20 protein-coding genes are annotated in these 20564 nt (G+C 66.2%); 16 read left to right on the top strand and 4 right to left on the bottom strand.

The features are described 5' to 3' along the window. From OVA13_RS17990 to OVA13_RS17930, 13 genes are all read left to right on the top strand, one after another. On the top strand, nt 1-226 hold a 226-nt coding region (locus OVA13_RS17990; RefSeq protein ID WP_267791811.1), incomplete at its 5' end, for a SufD family Fe-S cluster assembly protein. 107 nt (nt 227-333) lie between these two features. Further along, a complete protein-coding gene (gene sufC / locus OVA13_RS17985; protein ID WP_267791810.1) occupies nt 334-1098 on the top strand; it encodes a Fe-S cluster assembly ATPase SufC in 765 nt (254 codons plus the stop codon). Then, nucleotides 1098-2360, top strand: coding sequence for a Fe-S cluster assembly protein SufD (sufD, locus tag OVA13_RS17980; protein ID WP_267791809.1), 1263 nt, complete (start codon nt 1098-1100; stop codon nt 2358-2360). The genes sufC and sufD overlap by 1 nt, the downstream gene beginning before the upstream one ends. Continuing rightward, nucleotides 2357-3610, top strand: coding sequence for a cysteine desulfurase (locus OVA13_RS17975; RefSeq protein WP_267791808.1), 1254 nt, complete (start codon nt 2357-2359; stop codon nt 3608-3610). Before sufD ends, OVA13_RS17975 begins: the two co-directional genes overlap by 4 nt. A gap of 134 nt (nt 3611-3744) precedes the next feature. After that, the gene (locus OVA13_RS17970) at nt 3745-4284 is read left to right on the top strand and encodes a GNAT family N-acetyltransferase (protein ID WP_267791807.1); all 540 of its coding nucleotides are present in this window, start codon (nt 3745-3747) and stop codon (nt 4282-4284) included. Beyond that, nucleotides 4281-4613 (top strand): non-heme iron oxygenase ferredoxin subunit, encoded by a 333-nt coding sequence (locus OVA13_RS17965; RefSeq protein ID WP_267791806.1) that lies wholly within the window; start codon nt 4281-4283, stop codon nt 4611-4613. The genes OVA13_RS17970 and OVA13_RS17965 overlap by 4 nt, the downstream gene beginning before the upstream one ends. Before the next feature lie 222 nt (nt 4614-4835). After that, nucleotides 4836-7181, top strand: coding sequence for a TonB-dependent receptor (locus tag OVA13_RS17960; protein WP_267791805.1), 2346 nt, complete (start codon nt 4836-4838; stop codon nt 7179-7181). Between the two features lie 74 nt (nt 7182-7255). Next, entirely contained in the window at nt 7256-7942 is a 687-nt protein-coding gene (locus OVA13_RS17955; protein ID WP_267791804.1) for a Fe2+-dependent dioxygenase, read from the top strand. A 159-nt stretch (nt 7943-8101) separates the two neighbouring features. Further along, nucleotides 8102-8776, top strand: coding sequence for a PepSY-associated TM helix domain-containing protein (locus OVA13_RS17950; protein WP_324288231.1), 675 nt, complete (start codon nt 8102-8104; stop codon nt 8774-8776). Between the two features lie 30 nt (nt 8777-8806). Then, nucleotides 8807-9340, top strand: a complete 534-nt coding sequence (locus tag OVA13_RS17945) for a DUF2271 domain-containing protein (protein ID WP_267791803.1) — start codon at nt 8807-8809, stop codon at nt 9338-9340. Between the two features lie 32 nt (nt 9341-9372). After that, the gene (locus tag OVA13_RS17940; RefSeq protein WP_267791802.1) at nt 9373-10179 is read left to right on the top strand and encodes a DUF4198 domain-containing protein; all 807 of its coding nucleotides are present in this window, start codon (nt 9373-9375) and stop codon (nt 10177-10179) included. A gap of 43 nt (nt 10180-10222) precedes the next feature. Continuing rightward, entirely contained in the window at nt 10223-11215 is a 993-nt protein-coding gene (locus OVA13_RS17935) for an FAD:protein FMN transferase (protein ID WP_267791801.1), read from the top strand. After that, nucleotides 11212-12849 (top strand): sulfite reductase subunit alpha, encoded by a 1638-nt coding sequence (locus OVA13_RS17930; protein ID WP_267791800.1) that lies wholly within the window; start codon nt 11212-11214, stop codon nt 12847-12849. The genes OVA13_RS17935 and OVA13_RS17930 overlap by 4 nt, the downstream gene beginning before the upstream one ends. Before the next feature lie 25 nt (nt 12850-12874). On the opposite strand, the gene OVA13_RS17925 is transcribed toward OVA13_RS17930, so the two are convergent. Together OVA13_RS17925 and OVA13_RS17920 are read right to left on the bottom strand one after the other, a co-directional pair. Next, a complete protein-coding gene (locus OVA13_RS17925) occupies nt 12875-13483 on the bottom strand; it encodes a HutD/Ves family protein (protein ID WP_267791799.1) in 609 nt (202 codons plus the stop codon). Nucleotides 13484-13794: 311 nt separating this feature from the next. Next, nucleotides 13795-14136 carry a ComEA family DNA-binding protein gene (locus OVA13_RS17920; protein WP_267791798.1) on the bottom strand — a complete coding sequence of 114 codons (342 nt, stop codon included), beginning with the start codon at nt 14134-14136 and terminating at the stop codon, nt 13795-13797. A gap of 238 nt (nt 14137-14374) precedes the next feature. Here OVA13_RS17920 and OVA13_RS17915 point away from each other — a divergent pair, with 238 nt between their 5' ends. The 3 genes from OVA13_RS17915 (at nt 14375) to OVA13_RS17905 (ending at nt 17513) form a co-directional block, all read left to right on the top strand. Then, entirely contained in the window at nt 14375-15865 is a 1491-nt protein-coding gene (locus OVA13_RS17915) for a M20 family metallopeptidase (protein ID WP_267791797.1), read from the top strand. 70 nt (nt 15866-15935) lie between these two features. After that, the gene (locus tag OVA13_RS17910) at nt 15936-16202 is read left to right on the top strand and encodes a GlsB/YeaQ/YmgE family stress response membrane protein (protein WP_267791796.1); all 267 of its coding nucleotides are present in this window, start codon (nt 15936-15938) and stop codon (nt 16200-16202) included. Between the two features lie 168 nt (nt 16203-16370). Then, nucleotides 16371-17513, top strand: coding sequence for a serine hydrolase domain-containing protein (locus OVA13_RS17905; protein ID WP_267791795.1), 1143 nt, complete (start codon nt 16371-16373; stop codon nt 17511-17513). Here OVA13_RS17905 and OVA13_RS17900 read toward each other — a convergent pair. Then, entirely contained in the window at nt 17497-19086 is a 1590-nt protein-coding gene (locus OVA13_RS17900; protein ID WP_267791794.1) for a winged helix-turn-helix domain-containing protein, read from the bottom strand. The two genes, OVA13_RS17905 and OVA13_RS17900, sit on opposite strands and share 17 nt — an antisense overlap. A gap of 4 nt (nt 19087-19090) precedes the next feature. Next, nucleotides 19091-20497, bottom strand: a complete 1407-nt coding sequence (locus OVA13_RS17895) for a mannose-1-phosphate guanylyltransferase/mannose-6-phosphate isomerase (RefSeq protein ID WP_267791793.1) — start codon at nt 20495-20497, stop codon at nt 19091-19093. Between the last annotated feature and the right edge of the window lie 67 nt (nt 20498-20564).

Genomic DNA, 20564 nt, shown 5'->3' with positions numbered 1-20564 from the left:
CATCGAGGTGAAGAACCCCACCGCCACGCTGGAGCACGAGGCCACCACCTCGAAGATCAGCGACGACCAGATGTTCTACTGCCGCGCCCGCGGGATCAGCCAGGAAGACGCGGTGTCGATGATCGTCGACGGTTTCTGCAAGCAGGTCTTCCGCGAGCTGCCGATGGAGTTTGCGGTGGAGGCGAAGAAACTGCTGGAAGTGTCGCTGGAAGGCAGCGTGGGATAACCACGCAGTGATTCGTGATTCGGGATTGGCGATTTTCCAGATCCCGCCCACACATGAATCTCTTCGGGTTTCCCCAACCAATCACAAAATGACGAATCACTAATCACATGCTCAAGATCGACAACCTCCACGCCAGCGTCGCCGGCAAGGAAATCCTGAAAGGCCTCTCGCTGGACGTGAAGCCGGGCCAGGTGCACGCCATCATGGGCCCCAACGGCGCGGGCAAGTCCACGCTGGGCAACATCCTGGCCGGCCGCGAGGGCTATGAAGTTACCGCCGGCACGGTGGAATTCGAAGGCAAGCCGCTGCTTGACCTGGAACCGGAAGAGCGCGCGGCCGCCGGCGTGTTCCTCGCCTTCCAGTACCCCGTGGAGATTCCCGGCGTCAACAACACGTACTTCCTGCGCGCCGCGCTCAACGCGCAGCGCAAGGCGCGCGGCGAGGCCGAACTGGATTCGATGCAGTTCCTCAAGCTGGTGCGCGAGAAGCTGGCCGTGCTGCACCTGAAGGACGAACTGCTGCACCGGGGCGTCAACGAAGGCTTCAGCGGTGGCGAGAAGAAGCGCAACGAGATCTTCCAGTTGGCCGTGCTGGAACCGAAGCTGGCCATCCTGGACGAAACCGACAGCGGCCTGGACATCGACGCGCTGAAGAACGTGGCGGACGGCGTCAATGCCCTGCGCTCACCTGACCGCGCCTTCCTGGTCATCACCCACTACCAGCGCCTGCTCGACTACATCAAGCCGGACGTGGTGCATGTGCTGGCCAATGGCCGCATCGTCGAATCCGGCGGCCCGGAGCTGGCACTGGAACTCGAAGAGCACGGTTACTCGTGGATCAAGGACCGCGTGGCGCCGGAGAAGATCGCCTGATGAGCGCGCTGCTGGATTCCCTGTCCGCCGGTTTCAATGGTGACGCGGCGCGGCGCGCCGTGCTGGATGAAGCCCTGCGCGACGGCCTGCCCGGCCCGCGCACGGAAGCATGGAAATACACCTCGCTGCGCCAACTCGAGCGTCGCAGCTTCGCTGGCGTGGACGCCGCGCCCGCCGTGGACCCGATGGTCCTGGCCGACATCCCGGCACCGCGCGCGGTGTTCGTCAACGGCCGTTATTCCGTCGCGCTGTCGCTGACCACCGACCTGCCCGACGGCGTCAGCCTGCAGCTGCTGTCCGAAGCCCTTGCCGAGGGTGGCGATGCCGCGCGCTTCCTGCAGCGCCGCTTCGAACGTGGCGACGAAGTATTCGCCCGCCTCAACGCCGCACTGGCCACCGAAGGCGTTCTGCTGCGCGCGGAAGAAGGTGCGCGCAGCGAGCAGCCGCTACACCTGGTCTTCATCGGCGCCGAAGACGGCACCGACCGTGCATGGCACCTGCGCAACCTGATCGAACTGCGTGCCGGCGCCGCACTGACCGTGGTCGAACACCATGTCGCCATCGGCACGCATGCGCACCTGATCAACGCCCTGGGCCATGTGCACCTGGCGCAGGGCGCACGCCTCACCCATGCACGCGTCGAAACCGACAGCGCACGCGCCACCACGCTGCTGCGCACCGACGCGGTACTGGCGCGCGACACCGAATACCGTCGCGTCGACCTGGAACTGGGTGGTGGCCTGTCGCGCCATGAACTGAATGTCCGCCTCGAAGGCGATGGCGCGCGCCTGATCGCCAACGGGGTGCTGCTGGCGCACGGTCGCCGCCACGTGGACACGCGCCTGGGCATCGACCACATTGCCCGCGATACCGCCTGCGAGCTGACGTGGCGCGGCCTGGGTGCCGGCCGCGGCCGCGTGGTTTTCCACGGCGGCATCCTGATCCGCGAGGGTGCGGACGGCACCGACGCGGCGCTGTCGAACAAGAACCTGCTGCTCTCCGACAACGCGGAGATCGATACCCAGCCGGTGCTCGAGATCCATGCCGACGAAGTCAAGGCGGCGCACGGCGCCACCGTCGGCCAACTGGAAGCCAATGCCCTGTTCTACCTGCGCTCCCGCGGCCTGTCCGCGCCGGAAGCACAGCAGCTGCTGACCGCCGCGTTCTGCCGCGAACCGCTGTCCGTCATCCAGGACGCGGGACTGCGCGAATTGCTGGTGGTGCGCGTCGACGCGGCGCTGGCGACGTTGGGCACGGCATGAACCGCGAGACCGTCCAGGTGCACGCCGCGGGAACCCGCATCGACTGGGATCGCGTCCGCGCCGATTTCCCCTTGCTGACCCGCCAGGTCAACGGCAAGCCGCTGGTCTACCTGGACAGCGCCAACACCGGCCAGAAGCCCGCCTCGGTCATCGAGACCGTCGACGCGTTCTACCGCCAGCACAACGCCAACGTCAGCCGCGCCGTGCACACGCTCGGCACCGAGGCGACCGAGGCCTATGAAGGCGCGCGCAAGAAGCTTGCGCGCTTCCTCAACGTGCGCCCGGACGAACTGGTGCTGTGCAGTGGCACAACGTTCGCGATCAATCTGGTTGCCTACTCGTGGGCATTGCCGCGCCTGAAGGCCGGCGACACGATCCTGGTCTCGCGCATGGAGCACCACGCCAACATCGTGCCGTGGCAACTCGTCGCCGAGCGCACCGGGGCGACGGTGAAGGTCGCGGAAATCCGCCAAGACGGCACGCTGGACCTGGATGCGCTGCACGCCGCGATGACCGGCGACGTGAAGCTGCTGGCCATCGCCCACACTTCCAACGTGCTGGGCACGGTGAATCCCGTTCGCGAGATCTGCCGCGAAGCCCGCAAGCGCGGCATCGTCACCGTCGTGGACGGCTCGCAGGCGGTGCCGCATCGAGCGGTCGACGTCGCGGCTATCGGTTGCGACTTCTATGCATTGACCGGTCACAAGATGTGCGGCCCCACCGGCACCGGGGCGCTGTGGGCACGCAAGGAACACTTGCAGGCCATGCCGCCCTTCATCGGTGGCGGCGAGATGATCAAGGAAGTCAGCTTCGACGGTACCGTCTTCAACGACGCGCCACACAAGTTCGAGGCCGGTACGCCGAACATCGCCGGCTTCATCGGCCTGGATGCGGCCGTGGATTACCTCGACGCGCTGGGCATGGCGAACGTGGAAGCCCGCGAGGCCGGACTGCTGGCGCATGCCACCGAAGAACTGGACAGGATCGAAGGCCTACGCATCTTCGGCCGCGCCCCGGAAAAGGCAGCCGTCATCTCGTTCCTGATCGAAGGCGCCCACGCACACGACCTGGCTACGCTGCTGGACCTGGAGGGCGTCGCCGTGCGTTCAGGCCAGCATTGCGCCCATCCGCTGCTGCAGTTCTACGGCGTGGCGGCCACGCTGCGGGCCTCGTTCGCGTTCTACAACACGCACGAGGAAGTGGAGCGCTTCATTGCCGCCCTGAAAAAGGCGCGGAGCCTGCTGGCATAACGACGCCTTTCTGCAGGGGCGGTGCCGATCGCGATCGCGACTTCTTCTGCTGCAGAACCTGTCCGGGCATGGCGGGATCGCCGTCGCGACTGACGTCGCTCCTACAGGTTGCCGGATTTCCGTAAAATCCGGCCATGGATACCCTCACCTTCCGCGCCGCCACCGGCGCCGACATCCCCGCCCTGGTCGCCCTGGTCACGTCCGCCTACCGCGGCGATGTCAGCAAGCAGGGCTGGACTACCGAAGCCGACATGCTGGAAGGGCAGCGCATCGACGCCGACGTGCTGCAGCGGGACATCGAGCGGCCACGCAGCCGCATCATCATTGCCGAGCGCCGCGGCGTGCTGCTCGCCTGCGCCCACGTGGCGGAAGAAGAGGGCGCCGGCTATTTCGGCATGTTCTCGGTTCGTCCCGACCTGCAGGGCGGTGGCGTGGGCAAGGCCCTGCTGGCCGAAGCCGAGCGTGTCGCACGCGAGGACTGGCATCTGGCCGCCATGCGCATGACGGTGATCGACATCCGCGATGAGCTGATCGCCTTCTACGAGCGCCGCGGCTACGCCCGCACCGGGACCAAGAAGCCCTTTCCTTACGGCGACGAACGCTACGGCATCCCCAAGCGCGACGACCTGCGTTTCGAAGTCCTGCAGAAGCCCCTGACGGGGGCCGTCGCGTGAGCGGGACCTGGACCTTCGTCTGCGCCGCCGGTGAACTGCTGCCCGGGGAGATGAAGACCGTGTTCGACGAGGTCACGGGCACGCCCATCGTCATCTTCAACCACGATGGCGAGCTCTACGCACTGGAAGACCGTTGCAGCCACGAAGAGTTCGAACTTTCCTCCGGCGAGTTCAACGCGCAGGAAGCCAGCATCGAATGCGTCCTTCACGGGGCGCGTTTCGACGTGCGCGACGGACGTGCGTTGTGCGCCCCCGCCTACTCGCCCGTCCCCAAATTCCCGACCCGTCTGGAACATGGCGGCATCTGGACCCGCGACGACCGCGACTGACACCTGGCCGACCGGCTGCCAGAGGCCCGCTTCAAGCCCTGCCGGGCCGAACCAGGTATTTCGAAGTTCTCCCCAGGCATCAGGGCGGCGGCGGATCGGGAATCCACAGGTTCCGAGGTAAATGTGAACGATTTGTTGTAATCGCAAATCGTTCTCATTAACATGCGCATCTTCGCGGCTGCCATTTCCAGCTGCCGCACTGCCTAGACCCTCGAGACCATGATGTCCAAGACCCCCGCCCTGTCGCCGCTGGCCGCGGCCCTGTCCCTCTCGCTGTCCGTCTTTGCCGCCCATGCGGCCCCGACGGGCGACGCCCCTGCCGACGCCGGCATGCAGGCCAAGGAACTCGACACCGTCGAAGTCCATGGCGAACACGTCCAGAAGGCCAGTTCCGGCAAGTACACCGAGGCGCTGGTGGACACGCCGCAGACGATCACCGTGGTCACCAAGGCGGTCATGGACCAGCAGAACCTGCTTGGCCTGCGCGACGTGCTGAGCACCTTGCCCGGCATCACCTTCGGCGCGGGCGAAGGCGGCGGCGGCTACGGTGACAGCATCAACCTGCGCGGCTTCACCGCCAGCAGCGACATCACCACCGACGGCGTGCGCGACAGCGCCCAGTACACGCGCAGCGATACGTTCAACCTGGAAGCCATCGAACTGATCAATGGCGCCAACTCGGCCATGTCGGGCGCCGGCTCCGTCGGCGGCAACATCAACCTGGTCAGCAAGGTGGCGCGCGAAGGCGACGCGAGCACCTTCACCGTCGGCGCCGGCAGCGACAAGTACGCTCGCGTGACCGCCGACAGCAATTTCGACTTCGAGAACGGCGTTGCAGTCCGCCTCAACGCGATGGGCCACACGCAGGATGTCCCGGGCCGCGACGAAGAATTCAAGCACCGCTGGGGTTTCGCACCCTCGATCGCCTTCGGCCTGGGTTCCGACACCCGCTTCACGCTGAGCTACCTGCACCAGCATGACAACAACATGCCGCAGTACGGCGTGCCGTTCGCGCTGAGTCCTTTCAACGACGGCCCATTGCCGGGCGTGGACCGTGAAACCTATTTCGGCTACCGGAACACCTCGCGCCAGGAAATCGACGTGGACATGCTGACCGGCGTGTTCGAGATGGACTTCAGCAACAATCTGAAGCTGCGCAGCCTGGGTCGCCTGCAGCGGGTCGAGCAGTTCGCCAACGCCACGGCGCTGCAGGGCTCATGGTGCCTGGAGAACGGCACCAACCCGTATACCGGTGGCCCGTGTTCGGCCTTGCCCGTTGGCTCAGGGGTTCCGGCCGGCACCCTCCAGCCGCCGGGCACATGGTCGCCTACCGGCGGCCCGCGTGGCCTGGTGCGTGACACCGAGAACTTCATCGCCCACAGCCAGACCGACCTGACCGCTTCGTTCAACACCGGCTCGGTCGAACATCATCTCGTCGCCGGCGTTTCCTTCAGCAAGGAGGAGTTCGAGCTTGACAGCGGCAACGCTTTCCGCAATGCAAACGGCAGCGCGCTGCTCGACAACAACAGCAACTATCCGCTGCAGTCGTTCGACAATCCCTACAACATCTGGACCGGGCCGCAGAACTACTTCCGTACCGGACGCACCGAGGGCAGTCTGAACAACCAGGCCGTCTATGTGTTCGATACGCTCAAGTTCGGTGACCAGTGGTTGCTCAACCTCGGCGCGCGTTACGAGCACAATGAGGGCGATACGGTGAACTATGCCGTGTCGAGCACCGGCCAGGTCACCGGCGTGAGCAGCGTCTTCGAGAACGAGGATGACCTGTTCTCCTACCGTGCCGGCCTTGTCTACAAGCCGGTCGACAACGCCAGCGTCTACCTGTCGTACGCCAACAGCAAGACGCCCTCCAAGACATCGGTCAACGGTGCGTGCAGTGCCGCCACCTGCAACGTCGACCCGGAAACCGCGGTCAACATCGAGCTCGGCACCAAGTGGGACGTGCTGGAGAACCGTCTGGCCGTGACCGCCGCGCTGTTCCGCAACGAACGCCAGAACTACAAGGTGACCAGTGCCGACCCGCTGCAGCCGGAACAGGTGCTCGACGGCAAGGCACGTGTGGATGGCGTCGCGCTCGGCGTGGCGGGCAACATCACGCGTGAGTGGGCGGTGTTCGCCAACTACACCTTCCTGGACAGCGAAGTGCTGCAGAACGCGGCCGACGAAGCCACGAGCGACCCGGTCAAGGGCCGCGAACTGACCCAGACCCCGCGACACTCCGCCAGCCTGTGGAGCACCTATGAGCTGGGCGACTGGACCTTCGGTTACGGCGCTACCTACCAAGGCTCGTTCTATCCGAACAATTCCTCGCCCACCGCCTATCTGAAGACGGACGCCTACTGGGTGCACCGCGCGATGGTCGGCTACCAGGTCAACGAGCGGATCGGCCTGCAGCTCAACGTCAGCAACCTGTTCGACGAGGAGTACTACACCGGCATCCGCAACAACCTGACCGTCAACGCCGCGGGCGTGGTCACCGCCGGCAATGGGTGGGCGAATCCCGGCGAAGGCCGCTCGGCGGTGCTGACGGCGACGTTCAAGTTCTGAACCGACCTTGCCAATGTCCCTTCCCGCCCCGCCCATGCAGAATGGGCGGGGTTTTCCGTTCATAGGCGCCTGACATGCTGCTGCCCATTCCCGATGTGCTGACACCGGCCCAGGTCGCCCAGGCCCGCGCGATGCTCGACGCGGCGGACTGGGCCGATGGCCGCATCACGGCCGGCTACCAGTCGGCCAAGGCCAAGGACAATGCGCAACTGCCGGAGGATTCGCCGGCCGCTCGCGACGTCGGCGCCATGGTGCTCGACGCGCTGTCGCGCAACAGCACGTTCTTTTCGGCCGCCCTGCCGAAGCGTATCTATCCGCCGCTTTTCAACCGCTACAGCGGTGGCCAGTCGTTCGGCTTCCATGTGGACAATGCCGTGCGTTACGACCGCAGCCGCGGCGGTGCCGAGGCGGTGCGGACGGATCTCTCGGCAACGCTGTTCCTCAGCGCCCCGGAGGACTATGACGGCGGAGAACTCATCATCGAAGACACCTTCGGCACGCACAGCGTGAAACTGCCGGCCGGCCACATGGTGCTCTATCCGGGCACCAGCCTGCACAAGGTCACCCCGGTGACCCGGGGCGCCCGCGTGGCATCGTTCTTCTGGATGCAGAGCATGGTGCGCGATGACGGCCACCGGCGACTGATGTTCGAACTGGATCTCTCCATCCGACGGCTCACGCAGGATGTGCCCGACCATGCGGCGCTGGTCCAGCTGACCGGCGTCTATCACAACCTGCTGAGGCAGTGGGTCGAAGTGTAGTCCCGCGCGGCATCGCATCCAGCGCAAGGCGCGAAGACTCGCGCCAATGACACGCCAACGAGCGCAAACCTGATCGACCACCTGCACGGTGACTGCCCGCGCCTCCCAACCCCAAACGGGAGGACTTCTCAATTGAGATCAATTCTCATTTGTGATGTAATGGCCCCCTTCCTTTTCCTGGCTGCCGCCTTGGCGCGACCTGCCCTCCAACCTGACATCGCGCACCACCAGCAACGGCGTGGCTTCTGGTTGCGCACGCTGCACCAGTGGCACTGGATCAGTTCGGCGGTGTGCTTGGTCGGCATGCTGCTGTTCGCCATTACCGGCATCACGCTGAACCACGCTTCCAGCATCGAGGCAACGCCGGAAGTGACCAACCGCACCGCCACGTTGCCGGCGCCTTTGCTTACCAGCCTGGGAAATCGCCAAGAAAGAAATGCGCCCCTGCCTGACGCCGCCGCGGCCTGGTTGGGCGACCAGTTCTCGGTCAGCATCGGCGCGCGCACCGCAGAGTGGTCCGATGCCGAGGTCTATCTGTCGATGCCGAGCCCCGGCGCGGATGCCTGGCTCAGCATTGATCGCGAAACCGGCGCGGTGGAATACGAACGTACGCAGCGCGGCTGGATTTCCTACTTCAACGATCTGCACAAGGGACGCAACGCGGGCCCGGCATGGGGCTGGTTCCTCGATGTCTTCGCGGTTGCCTGCCTGGTGTTCTGCATCACCGGCCTGTTCCTTCTCTATCTGCACGGGCGCCAGCGCCGCATGACCTGGCCGATGGTCGGCCTGGGCTTGCTGGTGCCGCTGCTGCTCGCCCTGCTCTTCATCCACTGATCCCCTTCCACGAACCCACGGGCACCCCGCATGTCGAAGATCGCCGTCCACACCACGCTGACCATCGCACTCAGTGGCCTGCTCGCCACCCCTGCCTACGCCGCCACGCTGGACATCAACGTGGAAGTGCCCAAGTTGAACGTGGCCGAGTACCACCGCCCCTACGTGGCGATCTGGATCGAAGGCGCGGACCAGAAGGTCGCCGCCAACCTGTCGGTCTGGTATCAGCAGACGAGCAATTCGGAAGGTCATGGCACCAAGTGGCTGCCCGACATGCGCCAGTGGTGGCGCAAGTCGGGGCGCAGCCTGAAGGTGCCGGTGGACGGCGTGACCGGCCCCACCAAGCCGGTCGGCAAGCACGCGTTGAGCTTCACCGACAAGCAGCCCCAGCTCGCAAAGCTGGCACCGGGCGACTACACGCTGGTCGTCGAGGCCGCGCGCGAGGTCGGTGGTCGCGAGCTGCTGAAGATCCCCTTCAGCTGGCCGGCGAAGAAAGCCCCGCAGTCCGGCAAGGCCCAAGGCAGCACCGAACTCGGTGCCGTCAGCCTGACCGTCAAGCCCTGATCGTCGTTCCCCTTTCCTTGCTGGAGACTCCCATGAAGCGTTCCCTTGCCGTCGCCATTGCCCTGGCCACCGTCATCCCCGCTACCGCCCTGGCGCACAAGGCATGGATGATGCCGTCGCAGACCGTCATCGCCGGCACCAACCCCTGGATCACCGTGGATGCCGCGGTCTCGAACGATCTTTTCTACTTCAACCACGTGCCGCTGCGCACCGAAGGCCTGGTCATCACCGCGCCCGACGGCAGCAAGGTGGAGGCGCAGAACCTCGCCACCGGCAAGTACCGCACTGTTTTTGATGTCGAACTGACGCAGCAGGGCACGTACCGCATCGCCACCGTCAACAGTGGCCTGTCGGGCAGCTGGGAGGAAGACGGCAAGCCGAAGCGCTGGCGCGGTACGCCGGCATCGTTCGCGACCGAAGTACCGAAGGATGCGAAGAACCTGCAGGTGTCGCAATCCATCGGCCGCATCGAAACCTTCGTCACCAACGGCTCTCCCAACGACACCGCGCTCAAGACCACGGGCGAAGGCCTGGAGCTGGTACCGGTGACGCACCCGAACGACCTGTTCGCAGGCGAGGAAGCGAAATTCAAACTGCTGGTGGACGGCAAGCCCGCCGCGGGGCTGGAGTTCGAGATCACGCGTGGCGGCACGCGTTACCGCAACGCGCAGGAAGAGATCAAGGTCACCACCAATGCGCAGGGCGAGTTCAGCGTGACGTGGCCGGAGGCCGGCATGTACTGGCTGGAGACAGGCACGCAGGATGCGAAGACCTCGCTGCCGCAAGCCAAGCAGCGTCGACTGAGCTACGTGGCCACGCTGGAAGTGCTTCCGCAGTGATCCATGCTGCATCGCCGGTGCACGCCGGCGATGCACTGCCCCGATGAGCACACCCGTCCCCTCAACCTCTTCCCGGCGCATGCCGGTGCAGGCGCTGCATGGGCAGACCATGGGCACGACATGGTCGGTGCAGTTCCACCCGGAAACACGCATCGACCTGCATGCATTGCACGATGCCGTGCAGGCATGCCTGGATCGGGTGGTCGCGCAGATGAGTACGTGGGAAGCGGCGTCCGACATCAGCCGCTACAACCGCAGTGGCGCCGGCGAATGGTTTCCGTTGGCGGACGAGTTCCATCACGTGCTGGCCGCCGCGCTGGAGGTGGCCGCCGCCAGCGACGGCGCGTACGACCCCACGGTGTCGCCCCTGGTCGCGGCCTGGGGATTCGGCGCCCATGCGGCAACCCGTGCGGTACCCGGGCAGGCTGCGCTGCAAGCAGCGCGCGCCCGCGTAGGCTGGCAACGTGTCTGCCTTGATGCGGACATTCGGCGCCTGCGGCAGCCGGGCGATGTCGCGCTTGACCTGTCCGCGATCGCGAAGGGTTATGGCGTGGACGTGGTGGCGAACTTGTTGCGCCGGCGCGGCATAGCCGCTGCGCTGGTCGAGGTCGGCGGCGAGTTGTACGGCTACGGCACCAAGCCGGACGGGCAACCGTGGCGCGTGCTGGTGGAATCGTCGCCGGAAGAGGAAGCCGACAGCCGGGAACTCGAACCCCGCGTACTGCTGCTGGACGGGATTGCGGTCGCGACCTCAGGCGACCGCTGGCATGGTTTCGAGCAGGATGGCCGTCGCTATTCGCACACGATCGATCCCCGCACCGGCGAGCCGGTTGCGCACGCCGCCGCTGCCGTCACCGTGGTGGCCAGCGATGCGATGCACGCCGATGCCTGGGCGACCGCACTGACCGTGATGGGCGCCGAGCAAGGCCATGCGTTCGCGCTGCGGCAGGGACTGGCGGCACGCTTCCTCGTCCGCAATACAACGGGATTGCGCGAAACCGTGACGCCGGCGTTCCAGCGCCATCTGGCGGCATGAGCAGCGTACGCGCCATGCCTGCCTTGGATCGAGCCTTGCTTGGCAATGGCATCGCACTCGCACTGCTTGCACTGGTGGCGGTTGCACTGGCCCGGTGGAATGCAGGCGACTGGTGGATGGCGTCGCCTCGTTCCGCACGATGGTTTGCAGCGGGATTTTCCCTGATCGCGTATGCGGGCATCTGCGGCTGGCTGGTCAGGCGCGCGAATCTGCGGGATCGCGTCGTCGCGACATCGGTCATCAACGACGACACGTTATGGGTGGTCCATGCCAGCCAGACCGGCTTCGCGGCAGAAGTCGCTCGGCTTTCCCTCACCTCGCTGGAGCGCGCGGGTGCGGCCGTGCAGCTGGTCGATCTCGGACGGCTGACGACCGACCACCTGGTGAAGGCACGTCGTGTGCTGTTCATTGTCAGCACCACCGGTGAAGGCGATCCACCGGACCCCGCGATCGCGTTCGTCAACCAAGTGATGACGCAGTCGTTGCCGCTGGCGTCGCTGCATTACGCGGTGCTGGCCCTTGGCGACCGGCAGTACGGCCAGTTCTGCGCATTCGGCCATCGGCTTGATGACTGGCTGCGTCGACAAGGCGCGCAGCCACTGTTCGATCTGGTGGAAGTGGACAATGCCGACCAGAGTGCATTGCGCCATTGGCAGCACCACCTTGGGCAATTGAGTGGCAGCACCGACATGCCGGACTGGTCGCCGCCCCGGTACGAGACATGGACGCTTGCCGAGCGCGTGGAGAGCAATCCCGGTAGCGTGGGAGGTCCCGCATTCCGGATCGCACTCACGCCGCCTGCTGAAACGTCCCTGGCTTGGCTGCCGGGCGACATCGCGGAGATCGGCCCCCGTCATTCGGCGGCGACCGTGGCGGCGTTCGTGAGCGATGCCGGCGCGCCCGCCGATGCCACGGTCGTGCATGCGGATACCACGGAGCGGCTGGGCGACGTGCTGGCGCGCTCCCAGCTTCCATCGCCGGACGCTGTGCGCGGCCACTCCGCGCAGACCATCGCCGATGGCCTGGTCGCGCTGCCCCATCGGGAATACTCCATCGCATCCCTGCCCGCCGACGGCAGCCTGCAGCTGCTCGTTCGGCTGATGCATCGACCGGATGGAGCCTGCGGCCTCGGCAGTGGCTGGCTGGGCGTGCACGCCCCTGTGGGCGGATCGATCGCACTGCGCGTACGCAGCAACCCGAACTTCCATCCCCCGCTCCCGACCACGCCGTTGATCCTGGTCGGCAACGGCACCGGCATCGCCGGCCTGCGCGCGCACCTCAAGGCCCGCATCGCGGCCGGTGCCCGACGCAACTGGCTGCTGTTCGGCGAGCGCCAGTCAGACCGGGATCTCCATTATCGGCAGGAGCTTGAACAGTGGGAAGCAGAAGGTTTCCTGTCGCGCGTGGACCTGGCCTTCTCGCGTGATGGCGCCGAGCGGCGCTATGTGCAGCATCTCCTGGCAGCGCAGGCGGACCTGCTGCGCGAATGGGTACACGACGGCGCCGCGATCTACGTGTGCGGCAGTCTTGCGGGCATGGCGCCCGGCGTGGATGCCGCGCTACGCGACGCCCTGGGGGACGGGAAGGTGGAGCAGTTGCTTGCCGAGGGTCGCTACCGGCGCGACGTGTACTGACCGTGCCGGTGCAAGTCCTTCGCCCTCAGCCATCGGCGCCCGTCGACCGGTCCTTCTGCTGGACGCGGATGGCAAGGAGTTCGCCCCCACCCTGCAACGCATAGCGTGCACGACCATCGCCTGCGACAAGGATGGCCGTGTCACCCGCCCACAGCCGGGGCAATCCGGAGGCCGCATCGAATTCCGCCTGCCCCGCAAGCAGATGGATGGCCCAGCTGACCCCCGGTTCCGTGAAGAACAGCATGGGCCCGACCAAGGGCCGGTGGAACAGCTCGGCGTCAACGGCATCCCGCCGCCACATCAGGTTGAAATCGTGGGTGAGCCCGTCGACCAGTTCCCCCGATACTTTCCGTTCGCCGCTGAAGCGCAGCCGCCCGTGGGGCGGCGCGAGTTCGATGGTTTCACCTTGATCGAACCGCAGGCGCAATCCGTTGCCGCGGATGAGGACCAGCTCCCGTTCGATACCGGGGAACGTGGAGAATGCCGCGTCGCGCTCGATCTCGGCGATCGAAAGCCGCCAGGCCCAATCGCCGCTATCGGGCACCCGCAGGATCTCGCGCGTCCATCCCAGGCCGTTCTTCCAGCGTTCGCGCCGGTACTCGTTGGCGGGAATGACATATGCCGCGTCGTGCATGTGGAATCCGGTGCCGTGAAAGCCTGGAGCCGATTCTAGGCGCGAAGGACGATGCGGCATACGGTGGCGTCACCCCGCTTTCGCATGCCCCGCAAAGCACATCGCCCGGGCACAGCGGTGTGCACCCGGGCGATGATTACATCCTTGTCAGCGTCCTGCCGGTTCCAGGCCTCTTGCCTGCTCCAGGCCCATGCGCATCCTGCGCTGCGATAGGTACGTCCTTGTCGGCATCCCGCCTTTTCCCCCTTGGCTTCCTGCCCCTGCCGCCGTGGCGCGCACGTCCTGTCCGCATGCCCCGGCGCGGGAACGAATCAGCGCCTTGCCGCCTGCTTCGGCTTTTCCGCACCTGCGGCCGTGGCCGGCTTGCGGGCCGGCACGGTGCCGGCGCGCAGTTCGATGCGGTCGCGGTTCAACTCGACGGTCCGCAAGCCGATGCCTTTCACCATCGCCAACTCCTCGGCGCTCTTGAACGGCCCATTGGTCTTGCGGTAATCGACGATGGCGACAGCCTTGGATGGCCCCACCCCCACGAGCACGCGGTCAAGCGTGGCGGCATCGGCTGTATTGATATTGACCTTCTCCGCGGCAAGCGCGCTGAAGGCCATCAGCAACGACAACGCAGTGGCTTGGGCAATCCGGATCAACGACTTCATGGCAACTCTCCTTGTGGCTGGACTTTTCCGTAAGGCCGTCCTGGGGACTGGCCGACTGCCGGAGCGGGCGCTTGGCCTTCGCATCCGACGTGGACAGTCTCCATGCCACATGGGCGCCAAGGTATCGTCCGCGCGCCGGGAAAACTGCCGGGGAATGCCGCTTCACTCTGTAGGAAAAGTCCTACCCGGGATGGGAGCGTAGAATGTGCACCTACCGTTTTCAGTACCCGGAGTTGCCATGGATACCGCCAAAGTCGACCGCTACGTAGCCGAGAAATGGGATGACGACATCGTCCCGCAGCTGGTCGAGTACATCCGCATCCCCAACAAGTCACCGATGTTCGACAAGGACTGGGTGGCCAACGGGTACATGGAACAGGCGGTCCAGCTGATGGAGCGCTGGGCGAAGGCGCAGTCCGTTCCGGGCATGCAGGTGGAGGTGGTGCGCCTGGAGGGCCGCACGCCGCTGATCTTCATCGAGATTCCTGCCAGCGGCCCGGAAACCGGCGCCGATACCGTGCTGCTGTATGGCCACCTGGACAAACAGCCGGAAATGACAGGCTGGGACGACGACCTGGGCCCGTGGGTGCCGGTGATCAAGGGCGACAAGCTGTACGGCCGCGGCGGCGCCGACGATGGTTATGCGATCTTCGGTTCGCTGGCCGCCATCCAGGCGCTGCAGCAGCAGGGCGTACCGCATGCACGGTGCGTGGTGCTGATCGAGGCCTGTGAGGAGTCGGGCAGCTACGACCTGCCCGCCTATGTGGATCACCTCGCCGACCGCATCGGCATGCCGTCGCTGGTCGTGTGCCTGGATTCTGGCTGCGGCAACTACGACCAGCTCTGGTGCACCACCTCATTGCGCGGCCTGGCCGGCGGCAACTTCACCGTCAAGGTGCTGGAGGAAGGCGTGCACTCGGGCGATGCTTCCGGCGTGGTGCCGTCCAGCTTCCGCCTGCTGCGCCAGCTGCTGTCGCGGCTGGAGGACGAACAGACCGGCCGCATCCTGCCGGAGGGCTTGCAGGTCGAGATCCCCGCGGACCGCCTTGCACAGGCGCAGGAAGCCGCGCGCGTGCTGGATACGGCGGTATTCGACAAGTTCCCGTTCCTTCCCGGCATGACCCCGATGGCGGACGACCTTGCCCAGCTGGTGCTCAACCGCACCTGGCGCCCGGCGCTGTCGGTGACCGGCGTGGACGGCATGCCGCCGTTGTCGTCAGCCGGCAACGTGTTGCGGCCGCACACGTCGGTGAAGCTGTCGCTGCGCCTGCCGCCCACGCTGGATGGAAAACAGGCCGGCCAGTTGCTGAAGAACCTGCTGGAGAAGGATGCGCCCAACGGTGCGCAGGTCAGCCTGGACCTGGAGAAGGCCAGCACCGGCTGGAATGCGCCCGCCATGTCGCCGTGGCTGGAGAAGGCCATCGACGCCTCCAGCCGCGAGTTCTTCGGCGCGCCGGCGATGTACATGGGTGAAGGCGGCACCATTCCTTTCATGGGCATGCTGGGCGAGAAGTTCCCCGGTGCGCAGTTCATGATCACGGGCGTGCTGGGCCCCCACTCCAACGCGCATGGGCCGAACGAGTTCCTGCATATCCCGATGGGCAAGAAGGTCACCGCCTGCGTCGCGCGCGTGATCGCCGAGCACCATGCGGCCAGCGTGCGTGGCGAAACCACGGGCGTGGGCGTGGCGGCCGGTGGCGAGCAGCACGGCGACCACGGCTGCTGCTGAGCCGGATGGTTCACGGGGGAGTCCTGGGTTACGCTCCGGACACCCCCGCATTCCCAACTGGAGCGACTCGATGGAACAGATCTTTGGCGGCGGCATCCTCTGGACCTTGTTGATCGGCTTCCTCGCCGGCTTGCTGGCACGGGCCCTCAAGCCCGGCAACGACAAGCTGGGCTTCTTCATGACCATCCTGCTCGGCATCGCCGGTGCGTTGCTGGCCCGCTTCATCGGCGGCGCACTGGGCTGGTACGGCCCGGGCGAGCCGGCCGGCTTCATTGCTTCGGTGGTGGGTGCCATCGTCCTGCTCTTCATCTACGCCATGGTGAAGAAGAAGGCCTGAGCCTCCGGCGACAACCGGACGGCCGAGTGCCACGAAAAGCCCCGCCACGCGGGGCTTTTTCTTGTCCCCGTGCGGCGCGCACGACCGCTTTCATAATTCTTCATTCGGCTGTCAGGCGCTTCATCGAGGCCCGCGATGGAATGACGCTCCCTTCCAAGGAGTCATGCCATGTATCGTTCCCTGCTGTTGCTCTTCCTCGTCATGTCCCCCGTTGCACACGCGGCGGAGCCATCTGCCAGCGCCCCAGTCGTGCCGGAAGCCTATCGGCCACCCATGCCGATGCAGGATGGCTGGCAGACCGCCGATGCCCGTCGCGGCGGCTGGCGGGTGGATCGCCTGCAGGCGCTGGAAGCGGCCATCGCGAAGGGGGATTTCCCGGGCGTCACCAGCGTCGTCATCGCCCACCAGGGCAAGCTGGTGTACGAGCGCTACTTCAACGGCGGCGGCCCGGACGTGCTCAACGACACGCGTTCGGCTACCAAGAGCGTCACCGCCCTGCTGCTGGGAGCGGCGATTGATCGCGGGCACATTCCCGGTGCGCAGGCGCCGGTGTATGCCTACTTCGCCGACAGGCAACCGTGGCAGCACCCCAGTCCGCGCAAGCAGCAGATGACGCTGGAAGACCTGCTGACGATGAGCTCGGCCTGGGAGTGCGACGACGAAAACCAGTTCTCCGCCGGCAACGAGGAGCGCATGTATCTGAGCGAGGACTGGACCCGGTTCGCGCTGGACCTGCCGATGCGTGGCTTCGCGCCGTGGATGACGCGACCCGAGGACAGCCCGCATGGCCGCGCGTTTTCATACTGCACCGCGGGCAGCTTCCTGCTGGGCGCGGTGATTGAGCGGGCAACGGGCAAGCCGTTGGCGACGTTCGCTGCCGAAGCACTGGAACACCCACTCGGCATCCGGCAGGTGCAGTGGAACAGGTCGTCAGAGGGTGTGGGCATGGGCGGGGGTGGCACGCGCTACCGCAGTCGCGACCTGGCCAAGCTGGGGCAACTGGTGGCGGATGGCGGCCGCTGGCAGGGCCGGCAGGTCATCTCCGAGCCCTGGATCAACGCGGCACTGACGGTGCATGCGCAGGCGCGCGAGGATGCGGACTACGGCTACCAGTTCTGGCGGTTCCGGTTTCCGGGAAAAGAAGGAGAGCAGGTAGCGTGGGCGATGTCGGGCAACGGCGGCAACTACGTCTTCATCGCGCCCGACCGGCAGCTGGTGGCGGTGATCACGCGGACCTCGTTCAACCAGCGCAACGTCCACCCGCAGTCGCAGCAGATGTTTGGCGACTACGTGCTCAAGGCGATGCCGTAAGGCGTTCCAGTAACGCGCTCGGCACCTTGCGGTGCTCGAGCGCGACGCGCCGGTTCAGCGCATCCACGCTGCGGGCGAAGCCTGGCTCGGCCGCCATCGTCCGGAACAACGGCGACACGCGAAGGTACGCCGCATCGCTGTAGCCCGCATCCACCGCGCGATGCAGCGATACGAGCGCCGCCGCACGGTCGCCGGCGGCCTCACGCAGCACCACGACTTCAAGCCAGTCGGAGGGATAGCCCGCACCGCTCTCCAACTCGCGGGCAAGGCCGTCGGCACGCGTACTGGCCCACGCCGGGTCGACGGGCCCCGCATGGAGGCGGGCCAGCGTCTTCGGCAGGCTGGCACCGGGACGCAAGGCTTCCGCCTGCCGGTAGGCCGCCAAGGCAGCCGCGGGATCGCCGCGCAGTTGCGCCAGTTCGGCTGCCAGCTGGAACAGGTCGGCATGTTCCGTGCCGCGCCGCATGGCCTGGTCCAGCGCAGCCTGCGCTTCCGTCGCGCGGCCGTGGCGGAACAGGAAACGCGGCCAGGCGATGTTGGAGAAGACGTTGTCGGGATACAACGCGAAGCTCTGGCGATAACGCGCTTCCGCCGCCTGCGGATAGCCCAGCAGATCCAGGATGCCGGCGATCTGCACCTGCAGGTAGCGCACGCGCGCGGGATCGCCGCGCAATGATGTGTTGGCGAGCAGCGCCTGCGCGAGCAGCCCCTTGCGGTCATACAGGTAGGCCGCGGACGCGCGGCTGTTGTCGGCGGCGGGGTCCAGCGCGACGGCACGTTCGTATCCGGCAAGCGCATCGTCGATACGACCGCGACAGTCATGCGAATACCCCAACGCGGCGTGGGCAGCCGCGCGCCCGGGCTCGGCGCGGATGGCCTGCTCTGCCAGCACCTGCGCACGCGCCGCCCATTCCGGCGGGAAATTGAACAGGCAGACGCGGGCACTGTAGGCGCGGCTCAATCCGACCAGTGCATCCACGTTGCCGGGGGTTTGTTCCAGGGCCTGGCCGAAGAGTTCGATGGCGCGTTCGTTGTCGTCGCGCTGACCGATGCTGGCGTAGTAGGCGGCGCGCTGCAGCAACGAGGGCGGGGCGGTCGCCGTGGCCTTTGCACGGGCGTCGTTGCCATCGACATGCTGCTTCCACGCCCACAGTCCCGCACACGCTGCGAACACCACGACGCCTGCCATGGCCATGACCACACGGCGTGATCGATGCGACCCGGGTTCCGGCATGTTCGCGGGCTCGAAGGCAGGCATCGGTTCCGGCCGCACACACAACTGGTAACCCTGCCCACGCACGGACCGCAGGTAACGCGGACGGCGTCCGTCATCTCCCAATGCCTGGCGCAGAAGTTTCACCCGCTGGGTGACGGTCTCCTCGTTGACGACCGCCGGCGCCCACACGCGCTGGATGAGCTCGTCGAAGCCCACGACGCGGTCACCCTGCTCCACCAGGTAGCGCAGCAGCTGGAAGCTGAGGCCCGCCACGTTGAGGAGCTCGCCGTCGCGGTCGACGCGCTGCCGCTCCAGATCGATCACCAGATCGTCCAGGCGGTAGCGCGTGGAGCTCACGCCATTACTCACTGCGACCGTAGACATCCTCGAAGCGGACGATGTCGTCTTCACCCAGATAACTGCCGGACTGCACTTCGATCAGTTCGAGCGGCACCTTGCCGGGATTCTCCAGGCGGTGCTTCACACCGAGCGGAATGTAGGTGCTCTCGTTCTCCGACAGCAGCAGCGTTTCCTCGCCACGCGTCACCTTCGCGGTACCGCAGACCACGATCCAGTGCTCGGCGCGGTGATGATGCATCTGTAGGCTGAGCGCCGCACCCGGCTTGACCTTGATGCGTTTGACCTGGTGGCGCGCACCGTTGTCGACCGAATCGTAACTGCCCCATGGGCGATGCACCTCGCGGTGCAGGACCGCCTGGCTGCGCTGTTCCTTCTTCAGCTGGGCAACGACCAGCTTGACGTCCTGCACACGGTCCTTGCGCGCGACCAGCACCGCGTCGTCGGTTTCGACCACCACGATGTCGTCCACGCCCACCAGCGCGACCAGTCGCTGCGCATACGCATAGCTGTTGCGGGTGTCCACGGCGATGACATCGCCATGGTATGCGTTGCCTTCGCCGTCGCGATCCGCCACGTCCCACAGCGCGGACCAGCTGCCGACATCGTTCCAGCCGATGTCGACCGGCAGCACCATCGCATGCGAGGTCTTCTCCATCACCGCGTAGTCGATGGAATCGGAGGGGCTCGACGCGAAGGCATCCTTGTCCAGCCGGATGAAGTCGCCATCGTGCCTGGCCCCCGCGTGCGCGGCGCGCACGGCGGCAACGATGTCCGGCCGGAACTGCGCGAGTTCCTCCAGGAAGCGGCTGGCGCGGAACAGGAACATGCCACTGTTCCAGTAGTACCCGCCCTCCTGCAGATAGGCTTGGGCGGTGTCGGCATCGGGCTTCTCGACGAAGCGCAGGACCTTGCGAAGGCCTTCACCGGCATCGGCCTGGATGTAGCCGAAACCGGTCTCCGGTGCGTCCGGAATGATGCCGAAAGTGACCAGCGCGCCCTGTTCGGCGGCCGGCATCGCGTCGCGCACGGCATGCTGGAAGCCTGCGACATCGCGCACCACGTGATCCGATGGCAGCACCAGCAGCAGCGGATCCTCCCCCTTGGCCATGGCCTGCAACGCGGCAGCCGCGATCGCCGGGGCGGTGTTGCGACCCACCGGCTCCAGGATGATGGCGGGCACCGGCGCGTCCACCTGCCGGAGCTGCTCGGCCACCAGGAAGCGGTGGTCTTCATTCGCGACCACGATGGGCGCGCGGTCTGCCAGCGTCGCGACGCGGCGCCAGGTTGCCTGCACCATGGTGTCGTCGCCCGCCAGCGGCAGGAACTGCTTCGGGTAGGCTTCGCGCGACAACGGCCACAGGCGCGTGCCGGAGCCGCCGGAGAGCAGGACAGGTTGGAGATTGGCCATGCAGCCCTCGCAAGTCGGTAGTAGGTCAGTTTACCCTTTACGGCATTAGAGCCCTTTGCCGGCCGGA

It is taken from the genome of Pseudoxanthomonas sp. SL93, from assembly GCF_026625825.1.
Classification (GTDB): domain Bacteria; phylum Pseudomonadota; class Gammaproteobacteria; order Xanthomonadales; family Xanthomonadaceae; genus Pseudoxanthomonas_A.
Note: the sequence above shows the minus strand (reverse complement) of the source record. Positions and strands in the feature narration are given on the sequence as shown.

Excerpts from the sequence above, each read along its gene's own strand:
- OVA13_RS17970 (WP_267791807.1), top strand. The coding sequence starts at position 3,745 with ATGGATACCCTCACCTTCCGCGCCGCCACCGGCGCCGACATCCCCGCC.
- OVA13_RS17905 (WP_267791795.1), top strand. The coding sequence starts at position 16,371 with ATGTATCGTTCCCTGCTGTTGCTCTTCCTCGTCATGTCCCCCGTTGCA.
- OVA13_RS17920 (WP_267791798.1), bottom strand. The coding sequence starts at position 14,136 with ATGAAGTCGTTGATCCGGATTGCCCAAGCCACTGCGTTGTCGTTGCTG.
- OVA13_RS17940 (WP_267791802.1), top strand. The coding sequence starts at position 9,373 with ATGAAGCGTTCCCTTGCCGTCGCCATTGCCCTGGCCACCGTCATCCCC.
- OVA13_RS17975 (WP_267791808.1), top strand. The coding sequence starts at position 2,357 with ATGAACCGCGAGACCGTCCAGGTGCACGCCGCGGGAACCCGCATCGAC.
- sufD (WP_267791809.1), top strand. The coding sequence starts at position 1,098 with ATGAGCGCGCTGCTGGATTCCCTGTCCGCCGGTTTCAATGGTGACGCG.
- OVA13_RS17895 (WP_267791793.1), bottom strand. The coding sequence starts at position 20,497 with ATGGCCAATCTCCAACCTGTCCTGCTCTCCGGCGGCTCCGGCACGCGC.
- OVA13_RS17930 (WP_267791800.1), top strand. The coding sequence starts at position 11,212 with ATGAGCAGCGTACGCGCCATGCCTGCCTTGGATCGAGCCTTGCTTGGC.
- sufC (WP_267791810.1), top strand. The coding sequence starts at position 334 with ATGCTCAAGATCGACAACCTCCACGCCAGCGTCGCCGGCAAGGAAATC.
- OVA13_RS17925 (WP_267791799.1), bottom strand. The coding sequence starts at position 13,483 with ATGCACGACGCGGCATATGTCATTCCCGCCAACGAGTACCGGCGCGAA.
- OVA13_RS17950 (WP_324288231.1), top strand. The coding sequence starts at position 8,102 with ATGGCCCCCTTCCTTTTCCTGGCTGCCGCCTTGGCGCGACCTGCCCTC.
- OVA13_RS17945 (WP_267791803.1), top strand. The coding sequence starts at position 8,807 with ATGTCGAAGATCGCCGTCCACACCACGCTGACCATCGCACTCAGTGGC.
- OVA13_RS17910 (WP_267791796.1), top strand. The coding sequence starts at position 15,936 with ATGGAACAGATCTTTGGCGGCGGCATCCTCTGGACCTTGTTGATCGGC.
- OVA13_RS17915 (WP_267791797.1), top strand. The coding sequence starts at position 14,375 with ATGGATACCGCCAAAGTCGACCGCTACGTAGCCGAGAAATGGGATGAC.
- OVA13_RS17960 (WP_267791805.1), top strand. The coding sequence starts at position 4,836 with ATGTCCAAGACCCCCGCCCTGTCGCCGCTGGCCGCGGCCCTGTCCCTC.
- OVA13_RS17935 (WP_267791801.1), top strand. The coding sequence starts at position 10,223 with ATGAGCACACCCGTCCCCTCAACCTCTTCCCGGCGCATGCCGGTGCAG.
- OVA13_RS17955 (WP_267791804.1), top strand. The coding sequence starts at position 7,256 with ATGCTGCTGCCCATTCCCGATGTGCTGACACCGGCCCAGGTCGCCCAG.